Annotated in this window: 21 protein-coding genes; 8 read left to right on the forward strand and 13 right to left on the reverse strand. The window is 67.5% G+C overall.

Translation table 11 applies throughout. The features are described from left to right. The 6 genes from lptG (at position 1) to ACIQ1T_RS16445 (ending at position 7,990) form a co-directional block, all read left to right on the forward strand. Positions 1-1,134, forward strand: coding sequence for an LPS export ABC transporter permease LptG (gene lptG / locus ACIQ1T_RS16420; RefSeq protein WP_395945650.1), 1,134 nt, complete (start codon positions 1-3; stop codon positions 1,132-1,134). Positions 1,135-1,167: 33 nt separating this feature from the next. Continuing rightward, the gene (locus tag ACIQ1T_RS16425) at positions 1,168-3,615 is read left to right on the forward strand and encodes an LPS-assembly protein LptD (protein ID WP_395945630.1); all 2,448 of its coding nucleotides are present in this window, start codon (positions 1,168-1,170) and stop codon (positions 3,613-3,615) included. A gap of 81 nt (positions 3,616-3,696) precedes the next feature. After that, on the forward strand, positions 3,697-5,052 hold the full coding sequence (locus tag ACIQ1T_RS16430) for a peptidylprolyl isomerase (protein ID WP_395945631.1): 1,356 nt from the start codon (positions 3,697-3,699) through the stop codon (positions 5,050-5,052). Further along, positions 5,049-6,044 (forward strand): 4-hydroxythreonine-4-phosphate dehydrogenase PdxA, encoded by a 996-nt coding sequence (pdxA, locus tag ACIQ1T_RS16435; RefSeq protein ID WP_395945632.1) that lies wholly within the window; start codon positions 5,049-5,051, stop codon positions 6,042-6,044. The genes ACIQ1T_RS16430 and pdxA overlap by 4 nt, the downstream gene beginning before the upstream one ends. Before the next feature lie 9 nt (positions 6,045-6,053). Continuing rightward, positions 6,054-6,863: a 16S rRNA (adenine(1518)-N(6)/adenine(1519)-N(6))-dimethyltransferase RsmA gene (rsmA, locus tag ACIQ1T_RS16440; protein WP_395945633.1), complete on the forward strand. Its 810-nt coding sequence runs from the start codon at positions 6,054-6,056 to the stop codon at positions 6,861-6,863. Continuing rightward, positions 6,860-7,990: a pyridoxal phosphate-dependent aminotransferase gene (locus tag ACIQ1T_RS16445; protein ID WP_395945634.1), complete on the forward strand. Its 1,131-nt coding sequence runs from the start codon at positions 6,860-6,862 to the stop codon at positions 7,988-7,990. The genes rsmA and ACIQ1T_RS16445 overlap by 4 nt, the downstream gene beginning before the upstream one ends. Here ACIQ1T_RS16445 and ACIQ1T_RS16450 read toward each other — a convergent pair. The 11 genes from ACIQ1T_RS16450 to ACIQ1T_RS16500 form a co-directional block, all read right to left on the reverse strand. Then, a complete protein-coding gene (locus tag ACIQ1T_RS16450) occupies positions 7,987-9,732 on the reverse strand; it encodes an ATP-binding protein (RefSeq protein ID WP_395945635.1) in 1,746 nt (581 codons plus the stop codon). The two genes, ACIQ1T_RS16445 and ACIQ1T_RS16450, sit on opposite strands and share 4 nt — an antisense overlap. Positions 9,733-9,947: 215 nt before the next feature. After that, entirely contained in the window at positions 9,948-10,589 is a 642-nt protein-coding gene (gene gmk / locus ACIQ1T_RS16455) for a guanylate kinase (protein ID WP_395945636.1), read from the reverse strand. Between the two features lie 162 nt (positions 10,590-10,751). Beyond that, positions 10,752-11,636 carry a YicC/YloC family endoribonuclease gene (locus ACIQ1T_RS16460; protein WP_395945637.1) on the reverse strand — a complete coding sequence of 295 codons (885 nt, stop codon included), beginning with the start codon at positions 11,634-11,636 and terminating at the stop codon, positions 10,752-10,754. After that, entirely contained in the window at positions 11,633-12,751 is a 1,119-nt protein-coding gene (gene mltG, locus ACIQ1T_RS16465; protein WP_395945638.1) for an endolytic transglycosylase MltG, read from the reverse strand. Before mltG ends, ACIQ1T_RS16460 begins: the two co-directional genes overlap by 4 nt. Positions 12,752-12,814: 63 nt before the next feature. Then, complete coding sequence (gene fabF, locus ACIQ1T_RS16470) at positions 12,815-14,086, reverse strand: beta-ketoacyl-ACP synthase II (protein WP_395945639.1); 1,272 nt, start codon at positions 14,084-14,086, stop codon at positions 12,815-12,817. 150 nt (positions 14,087-14,236) lie between these two features. Further along, positions 14,237-14,476 (reverse strand): acyl carrier protein, encoded by a 240-nt coding sequence (locus tag ACIQ1T_RS16475; protein ID WP_008264317.1) that lies wholly within the window; start codon positions 14,474-14,476, stop codon positions 14,237-14,239. A gap of 171 nt (positions 14,477-14,647) precedes the next feature. Further along, positions 14,648-15,400, reverse strand: coding sequence for a 3-oxoacyl-[acyl-carrier-protein] reductase (gene fabG / locus ACIQ1T_RS16480; protein ID WP_395945640.1), 753 nt, complete (start codon positions 15,398-15,400; stop codon positions 14,648-14,650). Then, positions 15,400-15,987: a rhomboid family intramembrane serine protease gene (locus ACIQ1T_RS16485; RefSeq protein WP_395945641.1), complete on the reverse strand. Its 588-nt coding sequence runs from the start codon at positions 15,985-15,987 to the stop codon at positions 15,400-15,402. Before ACIQ1T_RS16485 ends, fabG begins: the two co-directional genes overlap by 1 nt. 19 nt (positions 15,988-16,006) lie before the next feature. Continuing rightward, a complete protein-coding gene (fabD, locus tag ACIQ1T_RS16490; protein WP_395945642.1) occupies positions 16,007-16,954 on the reverse strand; it encodes an ACP S-malonyltransferase in 948 nt (315 codons plus the stop codon). A gap of 82 nt (positions 16,955-17,036) precedes the next feature. Further along, positions 17,037-18,347 (reverse strand): cytochrome b/b6 domain-containing protein, encoded by a 1,311-nt coding sequence (locus tag ACIQ1T_RS16495; RefSeq protein WP_395945643.1) that lies wholly within the window; start codon positions 18,345-18,347, stop codon positions 17,037-17,039. A gap of 70 nt (positions 18,348-18,417) precedes the next feature. After that, a complete protein-coding gene (locus ACIQ1T_RS16500) occupies positions 18,418-19,116 on the reverse strand; it encodes a YceI family protein (protein ID WP_395945644.1) in 699 nt (232 codons plus the stop codon). A 153-nt stretch (positions 19,117-19,269) separates the two neighbouring features. On the opposite strand from ACIQ1T_RS16500, the gene ACIQ1T_RS16505 reads away from it, so the two are divergent. Beyond that, positions 19,270-20,334: a PA0069 family radical SAM protein gene (locus ACIQ1T_RS16505; RefSeq protein WP_395945645.1), complete on the forward strand. Its 1,065-nt coding sequence runs from the start codon at positions 19,270-19,272 to the stop codon at positions 20,332-20,334. A gap of 15 nt (positions 20,335-20,349) precedes the next feature. Here the strand turns inward: ACIQ1T_RS16505 and ACIQ1T_RS16510 are convergent, their stop codons facing one another. After that, positions 20,350-20,754 (reverse strand): hypothetical protein, encoded by a 405-nt coding sequence (locus ACIQ1T_RS16510; RefSeq protein WP_395945646.1) that lies wholly within the window; start codon positions 20,752-20,754, stop codon positions 20,350-20,352. 2 nt (positions 20,755-20,756) lie between these two features. Then, positions 20,757-22,001, reverse strand: a complete 1,245-nt coding sequence (locus ACIQ1T_RS16515) for a class I SAM-dependent RNA methyltransferase (protein WP_395945647.1) — start codon at positions 21,999-22,001, stop codon at positions 20,757-20,759. 209 nt (positions 22,002-22,210) lie between these two features. Here ACIQ1T_RS16515 and ACIQ1T_RS16520 point away from each other — a divergent pair, with 209 nt between their 5' ends. After that, positions 22,211-22,906 carry a glycine zipper 2TM domain-containing protein gene (locus ACIQ1T_RS16520; protein ID WP_395945648.1) on the forward strand — a complete coding sequence of 232 codons (696 nt, stop codon included), beginning with the start codon at positions 22,211-22,213 and terminating at the stop codon, positions 22,904-22,906. The last annotated feature ends 599 nt before the right edge of the window (positions 22,907-23,505 follow it).

Raw genomic sequence — 23,505 nt, forward strand, 5'->3', positions numbered from 1 at the left:
ATGGCCCTGCCCGCCTTCCGCCTGCCCCGGCAGGTTCCGCGCCTTGGCCGGATCGAACGCTATGTGCTGATCCAGCAGCTTCGCGCCCTGGGTGTCGCCCTGGCCGTGATCTCCGCCCTGGTCATGCTGATCGACTTCGTCGAGGTGTCGCGCGGCGTCGGCTCGGACCAGGACCTCTCCGCCCTGCGTATCCTGAGCCTGGTGGCGCTGAAATCACCGTCGGTGATCGTGCAGCTTCTGCCCTTCGTCTTCCTGTTCGGCACCCTGGCGGCTTACATCGGTTTGAACCGGCGCAGTGAACTGGTCGCCATGCGGGCGGCGGGGGTGTCAGCCTGGCGGTTTGTCCTGCCGGCCGCCGGCATGGCCTTTGTCCTCGGCATGCTGACCGTGACGGTGCTGGGCCCCCTGGCTTCGGCCGGAGACGGCCTGTGGCAGCGCGAGCGGGCGCGGATTTCCGGCGCTGCTCCGGGCGCCGATTCGAACGCGGCGATCTGGCTGCGGGAGGGCGACGACCAGAGGCAGATGATCATTCGCGCCGGGCGCCAGGACCGGGCCAACGCCCGACTGCTGGACGTGACCTTTTTCATCTATTCCACCGACGCCGCCGGAAACCGGGACTTCTCCGAACGGATCGACGCCCAGTCCGCCGCACTGAGTGCGGGGCGCTGGCGTCTGACAAATGCGGTCGGCGCCAGCATCGGCCAGCGCGCCGTGACCTATTCCAGCCTCGACCTGCTCTCCAGCCTGGCTGACGAGGAGGCGTTCGAGCGCTTCGCCCGACCCCAGTCGACGCCCTTCTGGTCGCTGCCGAACCAAATTCAGAGAATCGAAAACGCTGGGTTCGCCTCCACAGCCTATCGTCTGCGGTTCCAGCAACTTCTGGTCACACCCTTGGTGTTCGCGGCCATGTCGATCCTGGCGGCGGCCTTCTCGCTGCGCCTGATGCGGCTGGGCGATCTGGCCAAGATGAGTGCGGCCGCCGTGGTGCTGGGCTTCGCCTTCTTCTTCCTGAACCAGTTTTCTGCGGCCATGGGCTCGGCCGAAGTGGTCGCGCCCTTCGTGGCGGCCTGGCTGCCGCCGATATTGACGGCGCTCGCCGCCTTCACCTTGCTGTTCTATACCGAAGACGGCTAAGCGAGCGCCTCGCTCAAGACAGACGGACAGTTCATGCAGGGTGATCGCGATCGGCGTTCGAAGGCCTTCCGGGCACGGCTTCTGGCTGGCGCGGCGCTGTTCGTTTGCGTCCCCTTCGCCGGAACGGCGGTCGCCCAGGCGACACGTCCCGTCGCCACGGCCGTATCCGACGGCCTGCCGCAGGGCGCCGTCTACGTCGACGCCGGCAGCGCCAACCGCACCGGCGACGTCATCACGGCTGAAAGCAATGGGGGCGACCGTGTCTATCTTCGGTCGGACGGCAACGTCCTGCGCGGCGAGGATCTGGCCTATGACCTGGCCAGCGGCGCAGCCACGGCCAGCGGCCAGGTCGAGGCGATCTCGGCAGACGGCACGGTCGTCTACGCCAGCCACCTTGAAACCGATCGCGACCTGAAGGCGGCCGTCGCCGTCGATTTCGCCACCCGATTCCAGAACGGCGCCAGCCTGATGGCGGCGACGGCGGTTCGGCGCAGCGAAAAGGTCAATGAACTCAACTACGCCATCTTCACGCCCTGCCCTATCTGTGACGTGAACGGGCCCAAGACGCCCAGCATTTCGATCCAGGCCGAAAAGGTGGTCCAGGACGAGCAGTTGCGCGCTGTCATCTATCGCAACGCCGTCTTCCGCGTCGGCGGGGTGCCGGTCTTCTACACCCCCTTCTTCGCCCACCCAGACCCCACCGTGGATCGCGCCTCCGGTTTCCTGGTGCCCATCGTCAACTATGGCGAAGACCGCGGCGTCTCGGTCGAGATTCCCTACCTCCACGTCGTCTCGCCGTCGGAAGACTGGCTGATCAGCCCGCAGATCAACACCCAGGTCGCGCCGCTGCTGAACCTGCAGTGGCGGCGACGGTTCGCCAACGCCTCGGTCTTCGCGCGTGGCGGTTACACCTACGAGCGGAATTTCGGCGACTTCGACCTGAACGGTGACGGCGACTACGAGAGCAATGTCCGCTTCGGCGACAAGGAGCACCGCTCCTATCTGCTCTCACACGGCGAATATGATCCCGACGGGCCGTGGCGCTTCGGCTTCACAGCCGAGCGCACTTCGGACAAGACCCTGTTCGACCGCTATGACGTGCGCGACCCCTATCAGGACAACGGCCTCTATTACGGCGACCGTCGTCGCCTGATCAGCCAGATCTACGCCGAGCGTCAGACCAACCGGTCTTACGTCTCCGTCGCCGCCTTCTCGATCCAGAGCCTGCGGCTGGACAACGCCTTCGCCGACACCGACTTCCGCGACGCCGAAGGCTTCAAGGTGTTCGAGAACGACGACACCCTGCCCCTGGTCGCGCCTCTGATCGACGCGCGCTGGGAGCCAGAAGGCCCGGTCTTTGGCGGCCGTCTGCGCCTCAAGGGCTCGGCCGTGTCCCTCTATCGTACGGGTTTCATCGGCGCGCCGATCCTGAACCCGGACATCGTCCCGCCGGTCACGGCCGGCCTGGGCGGCGTGGATAGCCGCCGGATCACCGGCCAAGCCGAATGGCGTCGCACCTTCATCACGAGCGGCGGCATCCGTATCGAGCCGTTCTTCGATACGCGTGTGGACCTCTATTCCATGTCGGACCTGCCGCCGATGATGGGCATTCAGAGCGACGAAACCCTCAGCCGCACCCGGGCCAGCGCCGGCGTCGACGTCAGCTATCCGCTGGTGAAACGGACCCAACGCGGCGACATCATCCTGGAGCCGGTGGCGCAGGTGTCGGTGTCCAACAAGTCGGACATCGATCCGCGGATTCCCAACGAAGATTCCCAAGTCATCGAGCTGGACGAGTCCTCGCTGTTCCGCATGGACCGTTTTTCCGGCTACGACCTGGTCGAGGGCGGCGCACGCCTGACGGCCGGCGGCCGCGCGACGATTCGCTGGTCGGCAGGTCGCAGCGCCAGCCTGTTCGTCGGCCGCAGCTATCGCGCCGACGACGAGAACGCCTTCCGCACCTCGATCCCGGACAGCACGACGGGCGGTCTCTACGATCCGACCGGCCTGGCCTCCTCGACCTCGGATTGGGTCGTCCAGGGCAGCTTCTCGCCGTCGGACCGTATCCGCAGCTGGGGACACGCCACGATCGACAGTTCGGGCGACATCCGCCGGGCCGAAGCCGCCGTCGACGGCCGCTGGGGCCGCCGCAATCTGGCGACCGTCAGCTATATCGTCGACCATTCCAATCCCTTGGCCGGCCCTCAGAACCGCAACTATGAATTCGTGCAGTTGGCGGGACAGCAGTTCGTCTACGGCAACTGGGGCGTGGCGGTCGCGGGCATCGCCGACCTGGAGCGGAACGTCATTACTCGGCAGGAGATCGGCGTCCTGTTCGACGACGACTGTTTCCGGTTCGAATTGGGCTATCGCCGCGATAATACCCGCGTGCGAGCCAGCGGCCCCTCGGATGGGGTCTATATACGCCTAAACCTCGCCACTTTCGGAGGTTCAGGTTATGGACAGGGCGAAATGCGTTGAGCATGACGCTTTACGGGGCGCGACCGCCTGCCGGCCTGGCTGGCGGATCGCTGTGAGGAATCAGGACGACCAATGGGTTTGATGCGTTATTCGACGGGGGCTGCGCTCGCGGCGCTCCTCCTCGCCGGTTCGGCCTATGGTCAGACGGCGCCCGCCACGGCGCAGACGCCGGCTCCGCAGGCGCCCGTCGCCGGTGCGCCGAATCCCGCCGCCGGCGACGGCCCCGCGGCCACCCGGCCCGCGCCCCAATTCGAAATGGCCGACGGCATCGTCGCCACGGTGAATGACAAGATCATCACCGGTTTCGATCTGCGCCAGCGCATGCTGATGCTGATCGCCTCGTCCCAGGTCCAGCCGACTGAACAGAATTTGCCGGCGATCCAGCAAGCGGCCCTCAACGCCCTGATCGAGGAGCGGCTGAAGGCCCAGGAAATCACCAAGTTCGACACCCTGAAGGTGACGGACCAGGAGATCGACGAAGAGATCGCCCAGATGGCGCGTCAGGCGGGCGTCGCGCCGGCGGCCTATATGCAGTTCCTCCAGCAGGGCGGCATACAGCCGAACGCCTTCCGCGAGAACCTGCGGACCGAGATCGGCTGGAACCAGCTCGTTCCGGGACGTTTCAACAGCCGCGCCCGCCCCAGCACGCTTCAGGTGGACCAGGAGGTGCGTCGCCTGAACGAAACCGCCGCCCAGCCGCAATATCTGATCGGCGAAATCTATATCGAGGCCTCGCGCGTCGGCGGCCAGGAAGCCGCCATGAACGGCGCACGCCAACTGGTGCAGCAGATCATCCAGGGTGCGCCCTTCCAGGCCGTGGCGCAGCAGTTCTCGTCGGCCCCCTCGGCCTCGGCCCGCGTCCCCGGCGACGCCGGCTGGGTGGTCAAGGGCACGGTCCAGCCGGCCCTGCAGACCATCTTCGACCAGCTTCAGGCCGGTCAGCTTTCGAACCCCGTCGCGGTCGATGGCGGTGTCTACATCATCTATATGCGTGACAAGCGCGACGGCGCAGCGACCAGCCTGGTCTCGCTGAAGCAACTGATGGTCGAACTGCCGGAAACTGCGTCGGAAGCGGATATCGCCGCCGCCACCCGCACCCTGGAAGGCCTGCGTCAGGGCTTGAACTGCGACAACATCCTGTCCCAGTCCCGCGCGACGCCGGGCGTGATCGGTTCCGATCTCGGCGAATCCGATGTCGCCAACCTGGCCCCACAGTTCCAGCAGTTCGCACGCACCGGCGAAATCGGTTCGGTTTCCACTCCGATCCGCACCCCGTTGGGCCTGCACCTGGTTGCGGTCTGCGGTCGCCGTGTCGGCGGGCCGGAAGCCCCGAACCGGCAACAGGTCGAGGGCCGTCTGCGCGGCCAGAACCTGGCCGTGCTCGAACGTCGCTATCTGCGCGATCTGCGCAATGACGCGCTGATCGAGTTCAAATGACCCGGCCTCTGGTTCTGACGCTGGGCGAACCCGCCGGCGTCGGACCGGAGATCGTGGCCGCCGCCTGGAAGAGCCCTGCGGCGGACATGTCGCCATTCGCCGTCATCGGCGACGCCGCCCTGCTGGAAGCCCAGGGCGTACCCGTCGCCGACGTCTTCGCGCCCGGCGACGCCGCCCACCGCTTCGCGACCGCCCTGCCGGTCATCCATCGCCCGCTCCCTGCTGCAGTCGAAGTCGGTCGCCCCGATCCCGCCAATGCGCCCTCGGTCGCCGACGGCATAGAGGAGGCGGTCAGCTTCGCCCTGTCCGGCGAAGCGTCCGGCGTCGTCACAGCCCCCATCGCCAAGGCGCCGATGTACGCCTCCGGCTTCCGCTTTCCGGGCCACACGGAATTCATTGCCGAACTGACGGCCGACGCCCCCTATGCCGGGACGCGCGGTCCGGTGATGATGTTGACGGCCAAGGATCTGCGCGCCTGTCTGGTGACCATCCACGTCGCCCTGGACCAGGTGCCGGAACTGGTCACGGCCGAACGCGTCGCTCGCACGGCCCGCGTCGTCCACGAGTGCCTGAAGCGCGACTTCGCCATCGCCCGCCCGCGCCTGGCCATGGCCGCCCTGAACCCCCACGCGGGCGAAGGCGGCGCCCTGGGCCTGCAGGAACTCGACATCCTGCTGCCGCTGGCTGAACAGCTTCGCGGCGAAGGGATCGACATCACCGATCCCAGACCGGCCGACACCCTGTTCCATGACGAGGCGCGCGCGACCTATGACGCCGCCATCTGCATGTATCACGACCAGGCCCTGATCCCGGTCAAGACGCTGGACTTCTGGGGCGGCGTCAACGTCTCCCTGGGCCTGCCGATCATCCGCACCTCGCCCGACCACGGCACCGGTTTCGACATCGCCGGCAAGGGGATCGCGCGGCCCGACAGCCTGATCGCCGCCATTCGGCTGGCGTCGGAGATGGCGGCGGCGCGCGCGGCGCGCTAACAGGGCGGTGTGAACGACCTTCCTTCCCTCCGCGAAACCCTCGACGCCCACGGCCTGTCGGCGAAGAAGAGCTTCGGCCAGCATTTCCTGCTGGACCTGAACGTCACCCGCAAGATCGTGCGCCTCGCCGGTCCGTTCGACGGCCGCGCCGTGATCGAGGTCGGGCCCGGCCCCGGCGGCCTGACCCGCGCCCTGCTGGAATCCGACGCCGGCCCCGTGGTGCTGGTCGAGAAGGATCCCCGCTTCATCCCCCTGCTGTCCGAACTGGACGACGGCGCCGGCCGCCTGACCATCGTCGAGGCCGACGCCCTGAAGGTGAAGGAGGCGGACCTGGTCACCGGCCCCGCCCATCTGGTGTCGAACCTCCCCTATAATGTCGGCACGGCCCTGCTGATCAAATGGCTGACAGGCCCCTGGCTGCCGCACAGCCTGACCCTGATGTTCCAGAAGGAAGTCGCCGAGCGTGTCGCCGCCGGGCCGGGCGAGGACGCCTACGGCCGTCTGGCGGTCATCTCCCAGGCCGTCTGCACCGCCCGCATCGTCATGCACCTGCCCGCCGCCGCCTTCACCCCGCCGCCCAAGGTGGCCTCGGCCGTGGTTCATCTGGTCCCGCTGGACGAACGCCCGTCGCCCGAACGACTGAAGAAGCTGGAACGGGTCACCGCCGCCGCCTTCGGCCAGCGCCGCAAGATGTTGCGCTCCAGCCTGAAACAGCTGGGCGGCGCAGCCCTGTGCGAAGCCGCCGGCATCGAGCCCGACGCCCGCGCCGAGACCATCGACGTGGCCGGCTTCCTGCGGCTGGCGGACGCGCTCCAGTGACCGTCGAGCCCTTCCGCGCCATCAGCGTCAGCCGCCTGGCGCACCGGCTGAAGGCCGAAGGCCGTTCGATCATCCACATGGAGTTCGGCCAGCCTTCGACCGGGGCGCCTGCCGCCGCCATCGCCCGCGCCCATCAGGTGCTGGACCAGGACGGCATGGGCTATTGGGAAAGCCCCGAGCTGCGCGCCCGCATCGCCCGCCTTTACGACGACCGTTACGGCGTCTCGGTCGATCCCGACCGCATCCTGCTGACCTGCGGAGCCTCGCCGGCCCTGGTCCTGGCTCTCAGCACACGGTTCAAGCCCGGCGACCGTATCGCCCTGGCTCGCCCCGGCTATGTCGCCTATCGCAACAGCCTGCGCGCCCTGCATCTGGAGCCGGTCGAGATCGCCTGCGGGCCTGAGACGCGGTTCCAACTGACCGCCGCCCAGCTTGAGGCCCTGGATCCCGCCCCGGCCGGCGTGATCATCGCCAGTCCCGCCAACCCGACCGGGACCATCATCCCCGAGGTCGAACTGGCCGCCATCGCCGCCGTCTGCGCCGCGCGGAACATCGCCATAATCTCGGACGAGATCTATCACGGCCTGTCCTACGTCGGTCCGACCCCGTCGATGCTGCAGTTCGCGCCCGACGCCGTGGTGATCAACAGCTTCTCCAAATACTGGAGCATGGCCGGATGGCGGCTGGGCTGGCTTCTGGTCCCGGAGACCCAGGTCGAGGGCGCCCGCGCCTATATCGGCAATATGTTCCTGACCCCGCCGTCCCTGAGCCAGCACGCGGGCCTGGTGGCCATGGACGCCGTGGACGAGCTGGAAGGCCACATCCAGACCTACGCCCGCAATCGCGCCCTGATGCTGGAGGCCTTGCCGGCGCTCGGCCTGAAGAAGATCGCCCCGCCCGACGGCGCCTTCTACATCTGGGCCGATATCGGCCATCTGACCGACGACAGCGTCGCCTTCTGCGAACAGTTGCTGCGCGACACCGGCGTCGCCACGGCGCCCGGCGTCGATTTCGATCCGGTCGACGGCCGCCGCTTCATCCGTTTCAGCTTCGCCGTCTCGACACCCGAGATCGAGGACGCCCTGGCCCGGATCACGCCCTGGTTCGGCGCCCGGACGCCGCTCTAGGCCGCAACCGCCTCCGGCCGGGCCATCGCCCTCTGCAGGGCGTCGTAGAGCTTCTTCGGCTCCAGCGGCTTGGCCAGCCAGTCGGTCATGCCCGCCGCATGGCAGGCCGCCACCTGGGCCGCCTCCGTCCCCGCGCTGAAGCCGATCACCGGGATGGTCGCATTAGCCCAGCCCGAGGCGCGCAGGCGCCGCGTCGTCTCGTTGCCGTCGATGCCCGGCATATTGACGTCCATCAGCACCACATCGAACGTCTTGTCCGCCAGCAAGGCCAAGGCCAGATGCCCGTCCGAGGCCGTGGACAGCTCCACATCCATCGGCTGCAGCACCAGCGAAATGGTCCGCCGGTTGATCTCGTGGTCGTCCACCGCCAGCACCCGCAGACGCCGCGTCAGCACCGGCGGCGCGATCTCGAACCCGTCGACGGTCTCGACGGGCTCCCCGACCGGCAGATCCAGTCCAAGGGTGAAGGCCGCGCCCTGCCCCTCGACGCTGGTGGCCGTAAGATCGCCGCCCATCAGCCGCGCCAGATCGCGACTGACCGTCAGTCCCAGTCCGGTCCCGCCATAGGTGCGCGCCACCTCGGCCGACCCTTGCGCGAAGGGCGAGAACAGCCGGGCCATGGCCTCGTCTGAAATGCCGGAACCCTGATCCTGCACCGTCAGCTTGAGCCGGCGCCGCCCCTCGCCCGCCGCCTCGACGGACATGGCGATGCGGATCTCGCCGGCGGCGGTGAATTTGATGGCGTTGGAGACCAGATTATTGACGATCTGACGCATCCGATAGGGGTCGCCACGCAGCCACAGCTCACCCTCGGGCGCCGCTGCGATCAGGACCAGCCCCTTCTCCTCGGCCGGGGCGCCCCAGAACCGCACGGCGTCGCGGACGAAGTCGCCCAGCTCGAAGTCACGCGCCTCCAGCGCCATCGCTCCCGCCTCCATCTTGGAGTGATCGAGCAGGTCGTTGAGCATTCCGGTCATCAGCCGCCCGGCGTCGATGATCAGGTCGGCGGTCTCATGGGTCTTGTCCGGCGTCTCGGCGGTCCGCATCACATGGGCGCCGGCCAGGATGGCGCTGACGGGGGTGCGCAGTTCGTGACTGACGATGGCGGCCATGGCCGCGCGGTCGGCCATCGCCGTCTGGGCCTGTTCCAGCCTCTCTTCGGCCTCGCTTAGGGCCGCCAGTTCGGCGACCCGCGCGCCGTGAACCCGCCAATAGACGTTCAGGATCGCTCCAGCGAACAACAGGCTGGACAGGATCATGATGATCACCCCGTCCAGATCCCCGTCCAGCACCTTGATCAGGGGCATCAGGGCCAGGGTGACCAGATAGGGCGTCGCCCCGACGAAGAAGAGACCGCGCGAGCCGATGCCCGAGGCGACATTGGTCAGCAGCCCGCCGGCCAGGGTCAGGGCGCCGACGGTGGCCAGGACCGCGTCTCCCGTCGCCCATATCACCAGGGCCACGCCCGAATAGGCCGCCGCCATGGTTGTGGTGGAGGTCAGGGCCAGCAGTACCTGGACCCGCCCTGCCGCCCGTCCCGTCCGGAACGGCGCCATGGCCAGATATTCGAAGGCCTGCACGCCGATGGCGACGATCAGCCAGATCGGCGCCCAGCGCCCCATGCCCGCGGCCTGCAGCGCCCAGGCCATGATCGCCGCCAACAACAGTCGCACAGGAATCTGTTTCAGCCGCTCTCGGCCGCTGGCGCTCAGGATCGGCGAGACCGAATCGAGAAAATACATATGACCCCCGTTCGGGCGTTACCGTTACGGCAACTCGGCAAACAGGATGTGAACACCGATAATCATCAGGGATAACACCTAGGCGTTCTCCCGTAAGGTCTCGTTTACCGGTTGGAATGGGCGCCGTGCGACAACCGCATCAGTAGCGTTGAGTTAGTGCAACGGCGTCGCCGGTCGTCCCCCGCCCGCGACGCCGTTTTCTAATTCCGCTCCGTTCAGACCGCTTCGCGCAGCAGGGCGGTCTTGTAATCCCCGACCCACAGATTGCGGAACCGGCGGGACCGTTCGGCATGATAGATGTGCGCCAGTTCCGCGTAGGACCGGTCGAAGTCTTCATTGACGATCACATAGTCGAACACGTCGCAGTGTTCGATCTCGCCCTTGGCGTTGGCCACGCGACGCTCGATCACCTCTTCCGAATCCTGCGACCGGGTCACCAGACGGCGGCGCAGTTCCTCCAGGCTGGGCGGCAGGATGAAGACCCGCACGGCGTCCTGCGGGCATTTCTCGGCCACGTCACGCGCGCCCTGCCAGTCGATGTCGAACAGGACGTCGCGCCCCTCGGCCAGGGCGCGGTCCACCGGTCCGCGCGGGCTGCCGTAGCGGTTGCCGTGGACGTCGGCCCATTCCAGGAAGGCGTCGGCGTCGATCAGCTTCTGGAAGCGCTCGTGGTCGACGAAATGATAGTCGCGGCCGTCGACCTCGCCCGGACGAATGCCGCGCGTGGTCATGGAGACGGACAGCTCCAGTCCCTTGTGATCCGCCATCAACCGGCGGCACAGCGACGTCTTGCCGGCGCCCGAAGGGCTGGCGACGATCAGGAGGACACCCCGGCGGGGCGTGCGTTCATTCGACATATTCAATAGCCTAGTATCGGGGCGCTACGTTGGGCGTTACGCCCGAACTGAGCGTTAAAACTGTCCAACTTCGTTCAACGCTGGCCATTCCCGACCAGCTTTAAGTGTAAGATATCTCTATCACTTCATTGTTTTGTAAGTTGAAAATGGGTTTCGACAACCCTATTCGACATTCTGGACCTGCTCACGCAACTGTTCGATGACGGCCTTGAGCTCCAGGCCGATTCCGGTGAGCGCGGTCGTAGCCGATTTCGAGCAGAGCGTGTTGGCCTCGCGCATGAATTCCTGCATCAGAAAGTCAAGTTTTCGCCCGGCGGGCGCCGAGGCCACAAGCTGACGCGCCGCCGCGACATGGGCGGTCAGCCGATCCAGTTCCTCGCGCGCGTCGGCCTTGGTCGCCAGGACCGCCGCTTCCAGGAATATCCGCTCCTCCAGCCCCGGCGCGTCCGGGGCCAGTTCGGTGATGCGACGGGTGAACCGTTCGCGAATGGCCTCGACCTGGGCTGTCGCCTCGGTTTCGGCCTGGGCGACCAGAGCCTCGATCCGGGCGATGAAGTCTTCCAGCACCGGCGCCAGCAGCGCGCCCTCGACCTCGCGAGAGATTTTCAGGGCGTCCAGAGCCTCTTCGACCGTCTTCGCGATGGCGGCTTCCAGAGCGGCCCGCGCCTCGGGATCCTCGACCTCTTCCGGCGCCTCGATCACGCCGCGCAGGGCCAGCAGCCCGTCCGCCGAGGGCGGGGTGGCCCCGTCCTCGGCCAGTTCGTTGGCCAGGGTCAGGTAGCGGGCCAGAACGGCCGAATTGACCGTAACGGCGGCCTCTCGGCTTTCGACCCGTTTCGTCTGGACGGCGAGGTTGACCTGACCGCGCGCGAACCGCGCCTGTCCGGCCGTCTTGGCGGCCCGTTCCAGGGCGTCGAAGCCGTTGGGGCCGCGGAACCGGACCTCCAGATTGCGGCCGTTGACCGAACGGGCCTCGACCGACCAGGTCCAGCCCTGACCGGCGCCGTCGGCCCGGCCGAAGCCGGTCATGCCCGATAATTTGCTCATTGAGGGCCTCGCGAGGCGCCGGCCGGCAGGGTGATCGTCGCCTGGCCGCCCTGTGCGGGCGCCGTCGCCGGCTGATCGGCCGGCGACGTCATCGGCGCGGGCGTGGTTCCCGGCGCGACCGGCGTCGGCGCCTCAGGCGGCAAGCCGGCCTTCTGGCGTTCGATCTGACGCCAGCGGGCGACATTCTGCAGGTGCTCGTCATAGGTGGCGGCGAAGGCGTGGCCGCCCGATCCGTCGGCGACGAAGAACAGGGCGTGATCGGCGGGCGGATTCAGCACCGCCTGGATCGCCTCCTTGCCCGGATTGGCGATCGGCGTCGGCGGCAAGCCGTCGATCTGATAGGTGTTCCAGGCCGTCTGGCGCTGCAGTTCCGAACGGCGGATGCCGCGCCCCAGCGGACGCCCCTGGGTTATGCCGTAGACGATGGTCGGATCGCTCTCCAGCCGCATCCCCTGACGCAGCCGGTTCGAAAAGACCGCCGCCACGCGCGGGCGCTCGGCCGCCAGACCGGTCTCCTTCTCGACGATGGAGGCCAGGATCACGGCCTCCTCCGGATTGCGGACGACCGTGCCGGGGCCGCGCTGGGCCCACAGGAGGCGCAGGTTCTCGTTGGCGGCGCGCTGCATCCGGTCGATCACCGACTGGCGAGTCTCGCCGCGCGAGACCTCATAGGTGTCGGGCCACAGGCTGCCCTCGTCCGGCGTAATCTCGACCGAGCCTATCAGGACCGGCTCCTTGGCCAGGATGTCCAGCGCCTGGGCCGAGGACCAGCCTTCCGGCAGGGTCACGAAGTGGCGCACCACCCGCCCCTCGACCAGCAGTTTCATGACGCCGGCCAGGGAAGCGCCCGACGGCACCTCGTATTCTCCGGCGCGCAGACGACGGTCGGCGCCGGTGAAGGTCGCCGCCGCCTTGAACAGATCGGTGGAGCGGATCACCCCCGCCGCCTTCAGCTGGGCGGCGATGGCCGAGACGCCCGAGCCGCTGGCCAGGGTGACGACCGTTCGGTCGCCCTGACGGGCCCCGGGTCCGGGTCCGTAATAGACGCCCCAGACGATGGCGAGGGCGGCGATCAGGAACAGGCTGAAGGTCGCCGAAGCGGTCAGCAGGGTCACTGTCAGACCCGACCGCTTCTGCGGCCTTTCAACATGCCTGTTTGGCCGCCCCCGTCCGAACATCTAGTCGACCTTCTTGAAGATCACCGAGGCGTTGGTGCCCCCGAAGCCGAAGCTGTTGGACATGGCCACATCGATCTTCATCGGCTTGGCCTTGTTCGGGACCAAATCGATCGGCGTTTCCATCTCGGGATCGTCCAGATTGATCGTCGGCGGCGCGACCTGATCGCGGATGGCCAGGACGCAGAAGGCCGCCTCGATGGCGCCGGCGGCGCCCAGCAGGTGGCCCGTCATCGACTTGGTCGAAGAGACGGTCAGGTTCTGCGCGTGATCGCCGACCAGGCCCTCGATCCCCTTCAGCTCGATCCAGTCGGCCATGGTCGAGGTGCCATGGGCGTTGACGTAGTCCAGATCGGACGGCTGCAGGCCCGCGCGCTTCAGCGCCGCCTTCATCGCCCGCACCCCGCCTTCGCCGTCTTCCGACGGGGCGGTGATGTGATAGGCGTCGCCGCTCATGCCGTAACCGACGACCTCGGCGTAGATCTTGGCCCCGCGCGCCTTGGCGTGTTCGTATTCCTCCAGCACCAGGATGCCCGCGCCCTCGCCCATGACGAAGCCGGCGTGGCCCCGGTCATACGGACGCGACGCCTTTTCCGGCGTGTCGTTATAGGCGGTGCACAGGGCCTTGCAGGCCAGGAAGCCGGCGATGCCGATGGGCACGACCGAGCTTTCGGCGCCGCCCGCCACCATGACGTCGGCGTCGTCCAGGGCGATCATCCGGGCCGCGTCGCCGATGGCGTGGGCGCCGGTGGCGCAGGCGGTGACGGCTGCGTGGTTCGGCCCTTTCAGACCGTGGCGGATCGAGATCTGCCCCCCGGCCAGATTGATCAGGGCGCTGGGGATGAAGAAGGGGCTGACGCGGCGCGGTCCCTGTTCCTTCAGCACGATGGCGGTGTCGGCGATGGGGCCCAGGCCGCCGATGCCGGAGCCGACCATCACGCCGGTCCGTTCCTTGTCCTCGTCCGTCTCGGGCTTCCAGTTGGCGTCGTGCAGCGCCTCGTCCGCCGCCGCGATGGCGTACAGGATGAAGTCGTCGACCCGCTTGCGGTCCTTGGCGGACATGATCTTGTCGGGGTCGAAGTCGCCTTCGCCGCCGCCGCCACGACCGTCCACGCTCGGCACCTCGCCGGCGATGGTGCAGCCATAGCCCTCCGTGTCGAACGACGTGATGGGGCCGATGCCCGAACGTCCCTCGACGATACCCTTCCAGCTCTTCTCGACACCCCAGCCCAGGGGGGTCAGCAGACCGATGCCCGTAACGACGACGCGGCGCATGGTGCGTGCTCCTTCAAACTTATTCCTGCCTTCGGAATCACATGGGGATTCGCGAGGGTCAGAAACAGTAAAGGCCGCCGAGCGACTCCGCTAGGAGCGCCGGGCGGCCCTATGATCTGTCGGCCTGTCGGCCGCAGTCGGGGGCTGGGATCAGCCGGCCGACTTTTCGTCGATGAACTTGACCGCATCGCCGACCGTCTGGATGTGCTCGGCGGCGTCATCCGGGATCTCGATGTCGAATTCTTCTTCGAAGGCCATCACCAGCTCGACGTTGTCGAGCGAGTCGGCGCCCAGGTCGTCGATGAAGCTGGCCTTTTCCGTGACCTTGTCCGGATCGGCGTCCAGGTGGTCGATGACGATCTTGCGAACGCGCTCGAGGGTGTCGGACATGAGTGTCTCTCTGCCTGTTTAAAATCGCCGTAGAGGCGGGGGTAGCTTGTAAATCGCCGTCTCACGGCAACGTCGGCGATGCAAGCTGAATGGCTCAGACCGCCTTCGTGTTCCTGCCCTTTAGCACAGCCGTTCGGGCAGGAAATAGTCTGTAAAACGTCGTGACTGCGATCAGATCATCGCCATGCCGCCGTTCACGTGCAGGGTCTGCCCGGTCACGTAGGCGGCTTCGTTCGACGACAGATAGACGGCGGCGGCGGCGATCTCGTCGCCCGAACCCAGCCGACCGGCCGGGATCTTGCCCAGAATGGCCTCGCGCTGCTGCTCGTTCAGCACGTCGGTCATCGGCGAGGCGATGAAGCCCGGGGCGATGCAGTTGACCGTGATGCCGCGCGAACCGACTTCTTGGGCCAGCGACTTGGAGAAGCCGATCATCCCGGCCTTGGACGCCGAATAATTGGTCTGGCCCGGATTGCCGGTCACGCCGACGACCGAGGTCACGCCGATGATTCGGCCCGAACGGCGCTTCATCATCCCCTTCACCGCGGCGCGGGTCAGGCGGAAATAGGATTCCAGATTGATCTGGATGACGGACTGGAAGTCTTCGTCCTTCATCCGCATCAGCAGACCGTCCTTGGTGATGCCGGCGTTGGCCACCAGGATGTCCAGCGGCGCGCCCGCCGCCGTCTCGGCCGCGTTCACCAGATTGTCGACCGATTCCGGATCCGACAGGTTGGCGGTGGCGAAATGGGCGCGCCCCGTTCCATTGGCGCCCAGCTCCTTGGCCAGATCCGCCAGCACCGCCTCGCGCGTGCCCGACAGCACCACGGTCGCGCCCTGGGCGTGCAGGGCCCGCGCCACCGCACCGCCGATGCCGCCCGTCGCGCCGGTCACCAGCGCGGTCTTGCCTGCAAGATTGAACATCATGTCCTCCGAAGCATCGCCCATGCCGGGCGATGTCTGTCCAACAATAGAAAAACGCCGCCGACGATCAAACCGATGACGAAAGGTACGAAATGGCCCGGCTTTATGGCCGCATGGCTGCTGACAAACAGGTCCAATGCGACGCTGACGGCGACACCCAGAACCGACAACCACCAGCCAATGCTCCTGCGCTCCAGCAGCACCAGGGCCGCCCCACAAAGCGCCAGATAGGCTTGAGAAGCCCCCGACACATAGGCGTCGGGCTGAACCAGCGCCGCCGCCAGCTGGCCGCAAGCGCCCCCGATTAATCCCAACACCAGCACAAACGGCCAGGCCGAACGTCGCGTCAGCGCCGATCCCACTGAGCCTATGATGACGGCGTTGAACAGCATGTGCGGAAACTTCACGTGCAGCCGTTGGGAGGCCAGCAGCTTCCAGCTGTCCTTCACCGTCAGGGTCTGTCCTTCGAAAGCGCCATAGGCGGTCAAGGCGATGGAATGCTGGCGCATCCACAGCGGCTGCCCCAGGTCAAAGGCCACCACGCCCCAGACAAGGACGATGCTCGCCGCCCAGGTCCAGAGGATCACAGCGCCCCGGCTCATGAATTCAGGCCAGCGACTTGGCGAAGGCTTCCAACTCTTCCGGCGTGTTCAGCGGCAGGCTTTCGGCCTCCGGCGCGATCCGCTTGGCCATGCCGGTCAGCACCTTGCCCGAGCCGATCTCGACGAAACGGGTCACGCCGCCTTCGGTCGCCATCCATTCCATGCTCTCGCGCCAACGGACACGGCCGGTCACCTGTTCGACCAGTAGGCGACGGATGACTTCCGGGTCGGTTTCCGGGCGGGCCAGGACGTTGGCGACGACCGGGGCGGACGGGGCGACGATGGTCGCCGAGGCCAGGGCCTGGGCCATCTCGTCGGCGGCCGGCTGCATCAGCGGGCAGTGGAAGGGCGCCGAGACGTTCAGCGGAATGGCGCGCGCGCCCAGTTCCTTGGCCTTTTCGATGGCCCGGTCCACGGCCGCCTTCTCGCCCGAGATGACGATGTTTCCGGCGTTGTTGTCGTTGGCCACCACGCAGACGCCGACCTCGGCGCCGGCCGCAGCGGCGGCCTCGGCCAGAGCCAGATCCGTCTTCGGACCGATCAGCGAGGCCATGGCCCCCTGCCCCACCGGCACGGCGCGCTGCATGGCCTGACCACGCAGTTTCAGCAGCCGCGCCGTATCCGACAGCGAGATCGCGCCCGCCGCCGCCAGGGCCGAATATTCGCCCAGCGAGTGGCCGGCCACATAGGCGGCGGTCGAGACGTCGAAACCGAACTCGACCTTCAGCGCCCGGATCGCGGCCATGGACACCGCCATCAGGGCGGGCTGGGCGTTCTCGGTCAGGGTCAGCTGGTCTTCCGGCCCCTCGCGCATCAGGACGGACAGCTTCTGGCCCAGGGCCTCGTCCACCTCGGCGAAGACGTCGCGGGCGGACTGGAAGGCGTCGGCCAGTTGCACGCCCATGCCGACGGCCTGGCTGCCCTGTCCGGGGAAGAGAAGAGCGAGGGTCATCGACCGCTCCCTGAATCATTAATCAAGGCGCGGACCCGTAAGGCCAGACTTACCCGAGGGCAAGCGCGGCGCGTATTCGCCCCTATCCCGCGCGTCGGGCCGAAACGTCGATCCGCACAGAGATCATCTTCGACACCCAGTCGGCCGTCGCATCGGACTCCATGCCCAGATCCAGGGCCGTGCGGTCCAGCTCCAGCTCGCCGTCCACAGTCGCCACGCCGTCCTTCTCCCTGAAGGTAAAGGGCAGGACCACGGGCAGGCTCGTCGTCTTGATCTTCAATACGCCGGTCGCCTCGAACCGGTCGCCGCCCAGGGCGCGGAACGCCGTCGCCTCGAACCGAGCGGTGGGATAGCGGGCGGGATCGAACCATTCCGCCCCCTGCAGCGAACCTTCCTGCGTCGGATCGCCGGTGCGGGCCGAGCCGGTACGCACCGTCACCACAGCCTTGGAGCCCGCCAGGTCCGCGGGATCGAACCACACCCGTCCTTCCCACTGGTCGAACCGCCCCCTGAAGGGCGCCCCGGCGTGGGTTCCGCCGAAGCCGATACTTGAGGCGGCCGAATCTATGGTCCAGGCGGCGGCCGTTCCCGGCGCGACCGGCGCCTCGGCCGCCGCAGTTTCAGCCACGGCGACGGCGGCCGGCGCGTCGGACTTGGTCATCTCCAGCCCCGGCATGGCGTAGGGGCGGCCCGCCACCGCGCCGGCGCTGGCCAGTATGGCGATCACGGCCACGCCCGCGCCGCGCTCGACCCAGGGCGAACGCGGCGCCGAAAAAGCGGCTTCGTGACCGGGTTTCAGGAACGGGACCATATGAGCCAGCACGCCGTCACGATCGAGAAATTGGTGTTTCAACGCCGCGCCGACGTGCAGGGCGACCAGGACGACCGCGCCCCAGGCCATCACCGCGTGGGCTTCCATGGCCTGAAAGGCTAGGGCCCGCTTCACCCCCGCCGCCAGATCCGAAACGCCCGGCAGATGCGGGATCGGGAACAGGCCGAACCAGCTGGTCGCCACCTCCAGCGCCCGGTCCTGGGCCACGGCCCAGCCGGCCGAGACATACAGCCATCCCGTCAGCGGCAGGGCCAGCATCAGGACATAGAAGGCCACATGGGTCGTATTGGCGGCGAAGGCCTCCCACCGCTTCATGCCCGCAGGCAGGGCCGGCGGCCGGTGGGTCAGCCGCCAGACGATCCGCACCACGGTCAGGGCCAGGATCAGGAAGCCGATCGACTTGTGGATCTGGAACACCCGATAGGCCAGGGCCTGGCTGTCGGGACGCTCGATGGCGGCCGTCATCCACCACCCCATGGGAATCATCGACAGGATGCACAGGGCGATCACCCAGTGCAGGGCGATGGCGACGGCGGAATAGCGGTGGGCGGGCGCGGTCATGGGCGGTCTTCTGCGGTCGGAAAACAAGGATGGAGGCGGCGGATCGCGCAGACCCGCCGCCCCCCTGGACTTAGTTGGCCGGCGTCACAGGCGTGGTCTGCTGGATGAATTCCCCGTCGAAGCGGATGGTCACTTCGTCGCCGACCGGACCGACGGCCATGCCGAAGTCCGAACGCTTGAACCTACCCTCGGCGGCGAATCCGACAGCCGGGACCTGGGCGAACGGATGGCGTTCGATCTCGCCGTTGAAGGTGGTGTCCAGAGTCACCGGATGCGTCTGGCCCAGGAAGGTCAGATCGCCGGTCACCTTGGCGGTGCGGGCGCCCGTCGGCTCGACCTTGGTCGAGACGAATTGGATGGACGGAAAAGCCTTGGCGTTCAGGAATTTGGCGCTGTTGGCGATATCGTCGTTCCAACCGACGAAACCGGTCGCCGCATGGGTCGCCTGGTAGTCGGCAGGATAATTGGCGTCCACCGAGACTGGATCGATGCGGGCCGTGATCTTGGAATTGGCCAGATCGGCCGGGTCCAGCGTCAGGGTCGCCTCAACCTTGTCGAACCGCGCCGTATAGTTGGAAATCGTATTGTGCAGCACGGACCACTGCAGGGTCGCGTGGGTCGGGTCCAGCGCATAGGCGCCGGCCGGGGCCTTCAGGACGATCGGGGCTTCGGCGGCGGCCGTTTCCTGAGGCGCTGGCGCCTCGCCTGGACGGTTGCAGGCGGCCAGAAGGGCCAGGGCGGACAGGGCCGCCAGATGTCTGATCTTCATGGGGGAACTCCTCTTGGTCGACGCTACGCCCCCTCTACCAGCGCCTCCCGCCGTTTAGCAACAGTTATTGTTTCATATAAAATGCGCCCGCTCGAAGCTGGACCCCAGCATAATGTTCTTGCTATGTTCCCATTCCTGGCTCACAGTTCTCTCATGCAATCCGCCAAGGGAAGAGGCGCACGTTCCAATGCCACTGGCCGTTACGAGCCCGAGCAGCACGAGTCGTTCGACGACGGCTGGACGCGCGACGACGCGGACGCCACGCCTCTTCGCACCACTCTCACGCCTGAACACGCCCGCACCATCATCGCCCGGAACGACAGCCCGGACATAGGATTCGACCGCTCCATCAACCCGTACAAAGGTTGCGAACATGGCTGCATCTACTGCTACGCCCGTCCGTCCCATGCCTGGATGGGCCTATCCCCGGGTCTGGATTTCGAGAGCCGGATCTTCTTCAAACCCGAGGCGGCAGGTCTGCTGGAGCAGGCCTTCCTCGCCCCCCGATACCGGTGCCGGCGCATCCACATAGGCGGCAATACCGACCCCTATCAGCCGGTCGAGCGGGATCTGAAATCAACACGGTCGATCCTCGAAGTGATGCGTCGCTTCAACCACCCTTTCAGCATCATCACCAAGTCCGTGCTGATCGCGCGCGACGCCGACATACTGGGACCGATGGGTCAGGCGGGCCTGGCCTCTGCCTTCGTCTCCATCACCACCCTGGACCGGGGCCTGGCGCGGGCGATGGAGCCGCGCGCCTCCACCCCCGCCAAACGGCTGGAGGCGATCAGCCGGCTTGCCGACGCGGGTTGTCCCGTCGGCGTCGGCTTCGCCCCCGTCATTCCGGGCCTGAACGACCATGAACTGGAATCGATTCTGGAGGCGGCGGCCAAGGCGGGGGCCACACGGGCCATGTATGTGACCCTGCGTCTGCCGCTGGAGATCAAGGATCTGTTCCGCGAATGGCTGGCTGACGCCCGCCCCGACCGCGCGGCCCGCGTCATGTCGCTGATCCGCCAGACGCGCGGCGGCAAGGACTATGACGCCGACTGGTCGCAGCGGATGAAGGGGACCGGCCCGGTGGCCGAACTGATCGCCACGCGCTTCAAGGCGGCCGTGAAGCGTTTTGGCCTCGACACGCCGTCGCGTCCTTTGGATGAAACCCTGTTCCGCGTCCCCGCCGACGCCCGGCCTCAGATGGACCTGTTCGACTGACCCCGCCCCGCCTCTTCAGTCGTCGTCGGCCGCCGACGGGTCGATGGCGCGTGTGACCAGGTCGCGCCAGGTCGGGTCGGTGTCGTCGACCAGGTCGACATCCTCCATCAGGGCCACCGCCCCCTCCCCGTCCGGCAGGATCAGGCCCAGGATCTCCATCTCCTCGCCCTCTGCGTTCAGATGGGTCTCGGCCTGGACCGCCACAGCGGCCAGCTCGCCGTCGTCTTCCCACCAGATGACCGGCTGGGGCAGGTCCATCGGGATTGGACGGGGATCGTCGGAATCGCCCAGGGCGAAGACGGCGCGGCGCGCCTGGACATCGTCCAGGGTCGCGACGGCCCCGACGAAGGGTTTCAACCGGGTCCAATCGTCGGCGTCGAAGCCGCCGCCGTCCTCAGGATCGAAGTCGTTCTCGTTCATCGTCATCGCCTGAACACGCTCACCAGTTCGACATGGGCCGACCACAGGAACTGGTCGACCGGAGTGACCTTTTCCAGCCTGAAGCCGGCGTCGATCAGGACGCGGGCGTCGCGGGCGAAGGTCTGGGGGTTGCAGGACACCCCGACCACGACCCCGGCCTTGGTCCCGGCGATCTGGGCGGTCTGGTCGGCAGCGCCGGCGCGGGGCGGGTCGAAGACCACGGCGTCGCAGCCCTTCAGGTCAAAGGGCGTGAGCGGGCGCCGGAACAGGTCGCGCGCCTCGGCCGTGATCGCCTTCATCCCCTTGGCCGAACCGACGCCGGCCTTCAGCGCGTCGATGCCCGCCTTGGACGCGTCGGCCGCGATCACCGGGGCGACCGTGGCCAGGGGGAAGGTGAAGGTGCCGGCGCCGCAGAACAGGTCGGCGATCTTCTTCGCGCCCTTCACCGCCGCCACGGCGCGCGAGACCATGGCCGCCTCCGCCTGGGGCACGGCCTGCAGGAAGCCGCCGGCCGGCAGGGACACGGTCGCGGGGCCGAAGGCGATCTTCGGCTGACGCACCGTCACCAGAATGTCCCCGGCCAGGCTCAGCCGCGCCAGATCCGCCCGGTGCGCCGCCGCGATGGCCCGCATCTGGGCGTCAGCGGAGAGACCGCCGCCCGAGCGGCGCTCCACCCCGGTCACATCGACGTCCAGCCCCGTCAGGGTCCAGGTGACATGCAGGGTCGGGGCCGACTTGGGGTGTTCGAAGAAGGCCGCCGCCACCTCGGCCAGGGCCGGGATGGCGCGCACGATGCGGGGATCGGCCACGGGGCATTCGCGCACCTCGACCAGGCGCCAAGAGCGCCGCGCCTTGAAGCCCAGGACCACGCGCCCGTCCTGGGTCTTGCGGGCGTGGAGGGCGACGCGGCGACGGGTTCCGGCCGGGGTGGCCACGGTCGGCTCGATCTCGGTCTCGATCCGCTCGCGGGCCAGGGCCAGACGGACCTGTTCGCGCTTCCAGTCGAGATAGGGCTGGTCCGCCCAGTGCTGCAGGGAACAGCCGCCGCAGTCGCCGTACTGGGGCGAGACCGGAGCGATCCGGTCGGGGCTGGGCGTGACGATCGCGACCCGCTCCAGCCGGCCCTCGACCACCTCGCCCCGCACGGTTTCACCCGGCAGGGTCAGACCGGCGAAGATCGGCCCGTTCGGCGTTTCGGCGATCCCGTCGCCCTGTCCGCCGACGCGGTTGATCGTGAAGGTCTGCATCGCCGGGCTTCTAGCCCCACGGCCCCCTCGCGCCAAGCGCCCTCGGCGCCTCGATCGAAGGGCGCCGCATGGGCTCGAGCAAACATGAACGAAGATGAACGGGCCGCTCAAAGAGCGTTCAGCTTCGGATCCGTAAACCAAATGCAACAGACAGCCGGTCCAGCCGTTCAGCGCTCGTCACTGAAACGTCCGACCACAAGGGGTTGAAGATGCGTCTCTCCACCAAGTCCTTCGCCGCTCTCGCGGCCCTGACGATCGGCGCCGTCGCGGCGCCGTCCTTCGCCTCGGCCCAGGCTTACGGCTACAGCCAGAACTACGGCACGGGATCCTACGCCCCGTCCTATGACTACGGCCGCAGCTACCCGCAGCCGCAATACGACCCCTGCGCCCGCGAGCGCCAGGGCCGGACCGGCGCCGGGGCCGTGATCGGCGGCGGCGCGGGCGCCGTCATCGGCTCGCAGCTGGCCGCGCGCGGTCGTCGCACCGAGGGCAGCATCCTGGGCGGCGTCCTGGGCGCCGTGGTCGGGTCGCAGGTCGGCCGCTCCAGCTCGGACGCCTGCCGTTCGTACCAGAGCGGCGGCTACTACAGCCAGGGCTATAGCCAGCCCGGCTACGCCCAGTCGGGCTATGGCCAATCCGGCTATGGCCAGCCCAGCTACGGCTATTATGACGACCGTTACGCCGGGGATCAGGGCTATCGCGACGACGGCTACGACCGCCGCAGCGACTACGCCTATGATCAGGGCGGCTACTATGACGACCGGTCGCGCCCGGTCGATCCCTACCGGAATTCCGACGGATGCCGTCTGGCCGAGAGCCAGGTCCGTCTGCCCGATGGTCGCACGGACACCCGCTACGTCCGCACCTGCCCCGACCAGTACGGCCGCTATCGCGTCGTCGATTAATTTTCAGCCCCCCTGTCGATCGACGACGTGACGGGAGCCGCCGGAGGACCAGTCCTCCGGCGGTTTCTCTTTGTGGAGGGGCTGCCGCGCTTCGCGCTGCTTGAGCCCATTGGCTTGGGGCTACCGCGCTTCGCGCTGCTTGAGCCCATTGGCCTGGGGCTACCGCGCTTCGCGCTGCTTGAGCCCATTGGCCTGGGGCTACCGCGCTTCGCGCTGCTTGAGCCCATTGGCCTGGGGCTACCGCGCTTCGCGCTGCTTGAGCCCATTGGCCTGGGGCTACCGCGCTTCGCGCTGCTTGAGCCCATTGGCCTGAGGCTGCCGGCCTTCGCGCTGCTTGAGCCCGCTCCCCCAGAGCCATCGCGCACCGGACCTGGGATTTCAGACACGGGAAAAACTGTCCGAAACGTCCGAAATGCGAACGGCGAGCGCCGGACCGGCCCGGCCGGTCTCCAGAATTAGTGTCCGAAATGTCCGGTGGGCTCAACCGGTGACCGCAACACGCTAACTTTTCTTCGGAGATGGAGCGTGGGCGATGAAGCAGCGGCGGCGGATCTATTACTCGGCGGCCCAGCGGGCTGAAATCTGGGATCGCTGGAAGG

The sequence above is a fragment of the Brevundimonas sp. genome (assembly GCF_044336875.1).
Lineage (GTDB): Bacteria > Pseudomonadota > Alphaproteobacteria > Caulobacterales > Caulobacteraceae > Brevundimonas.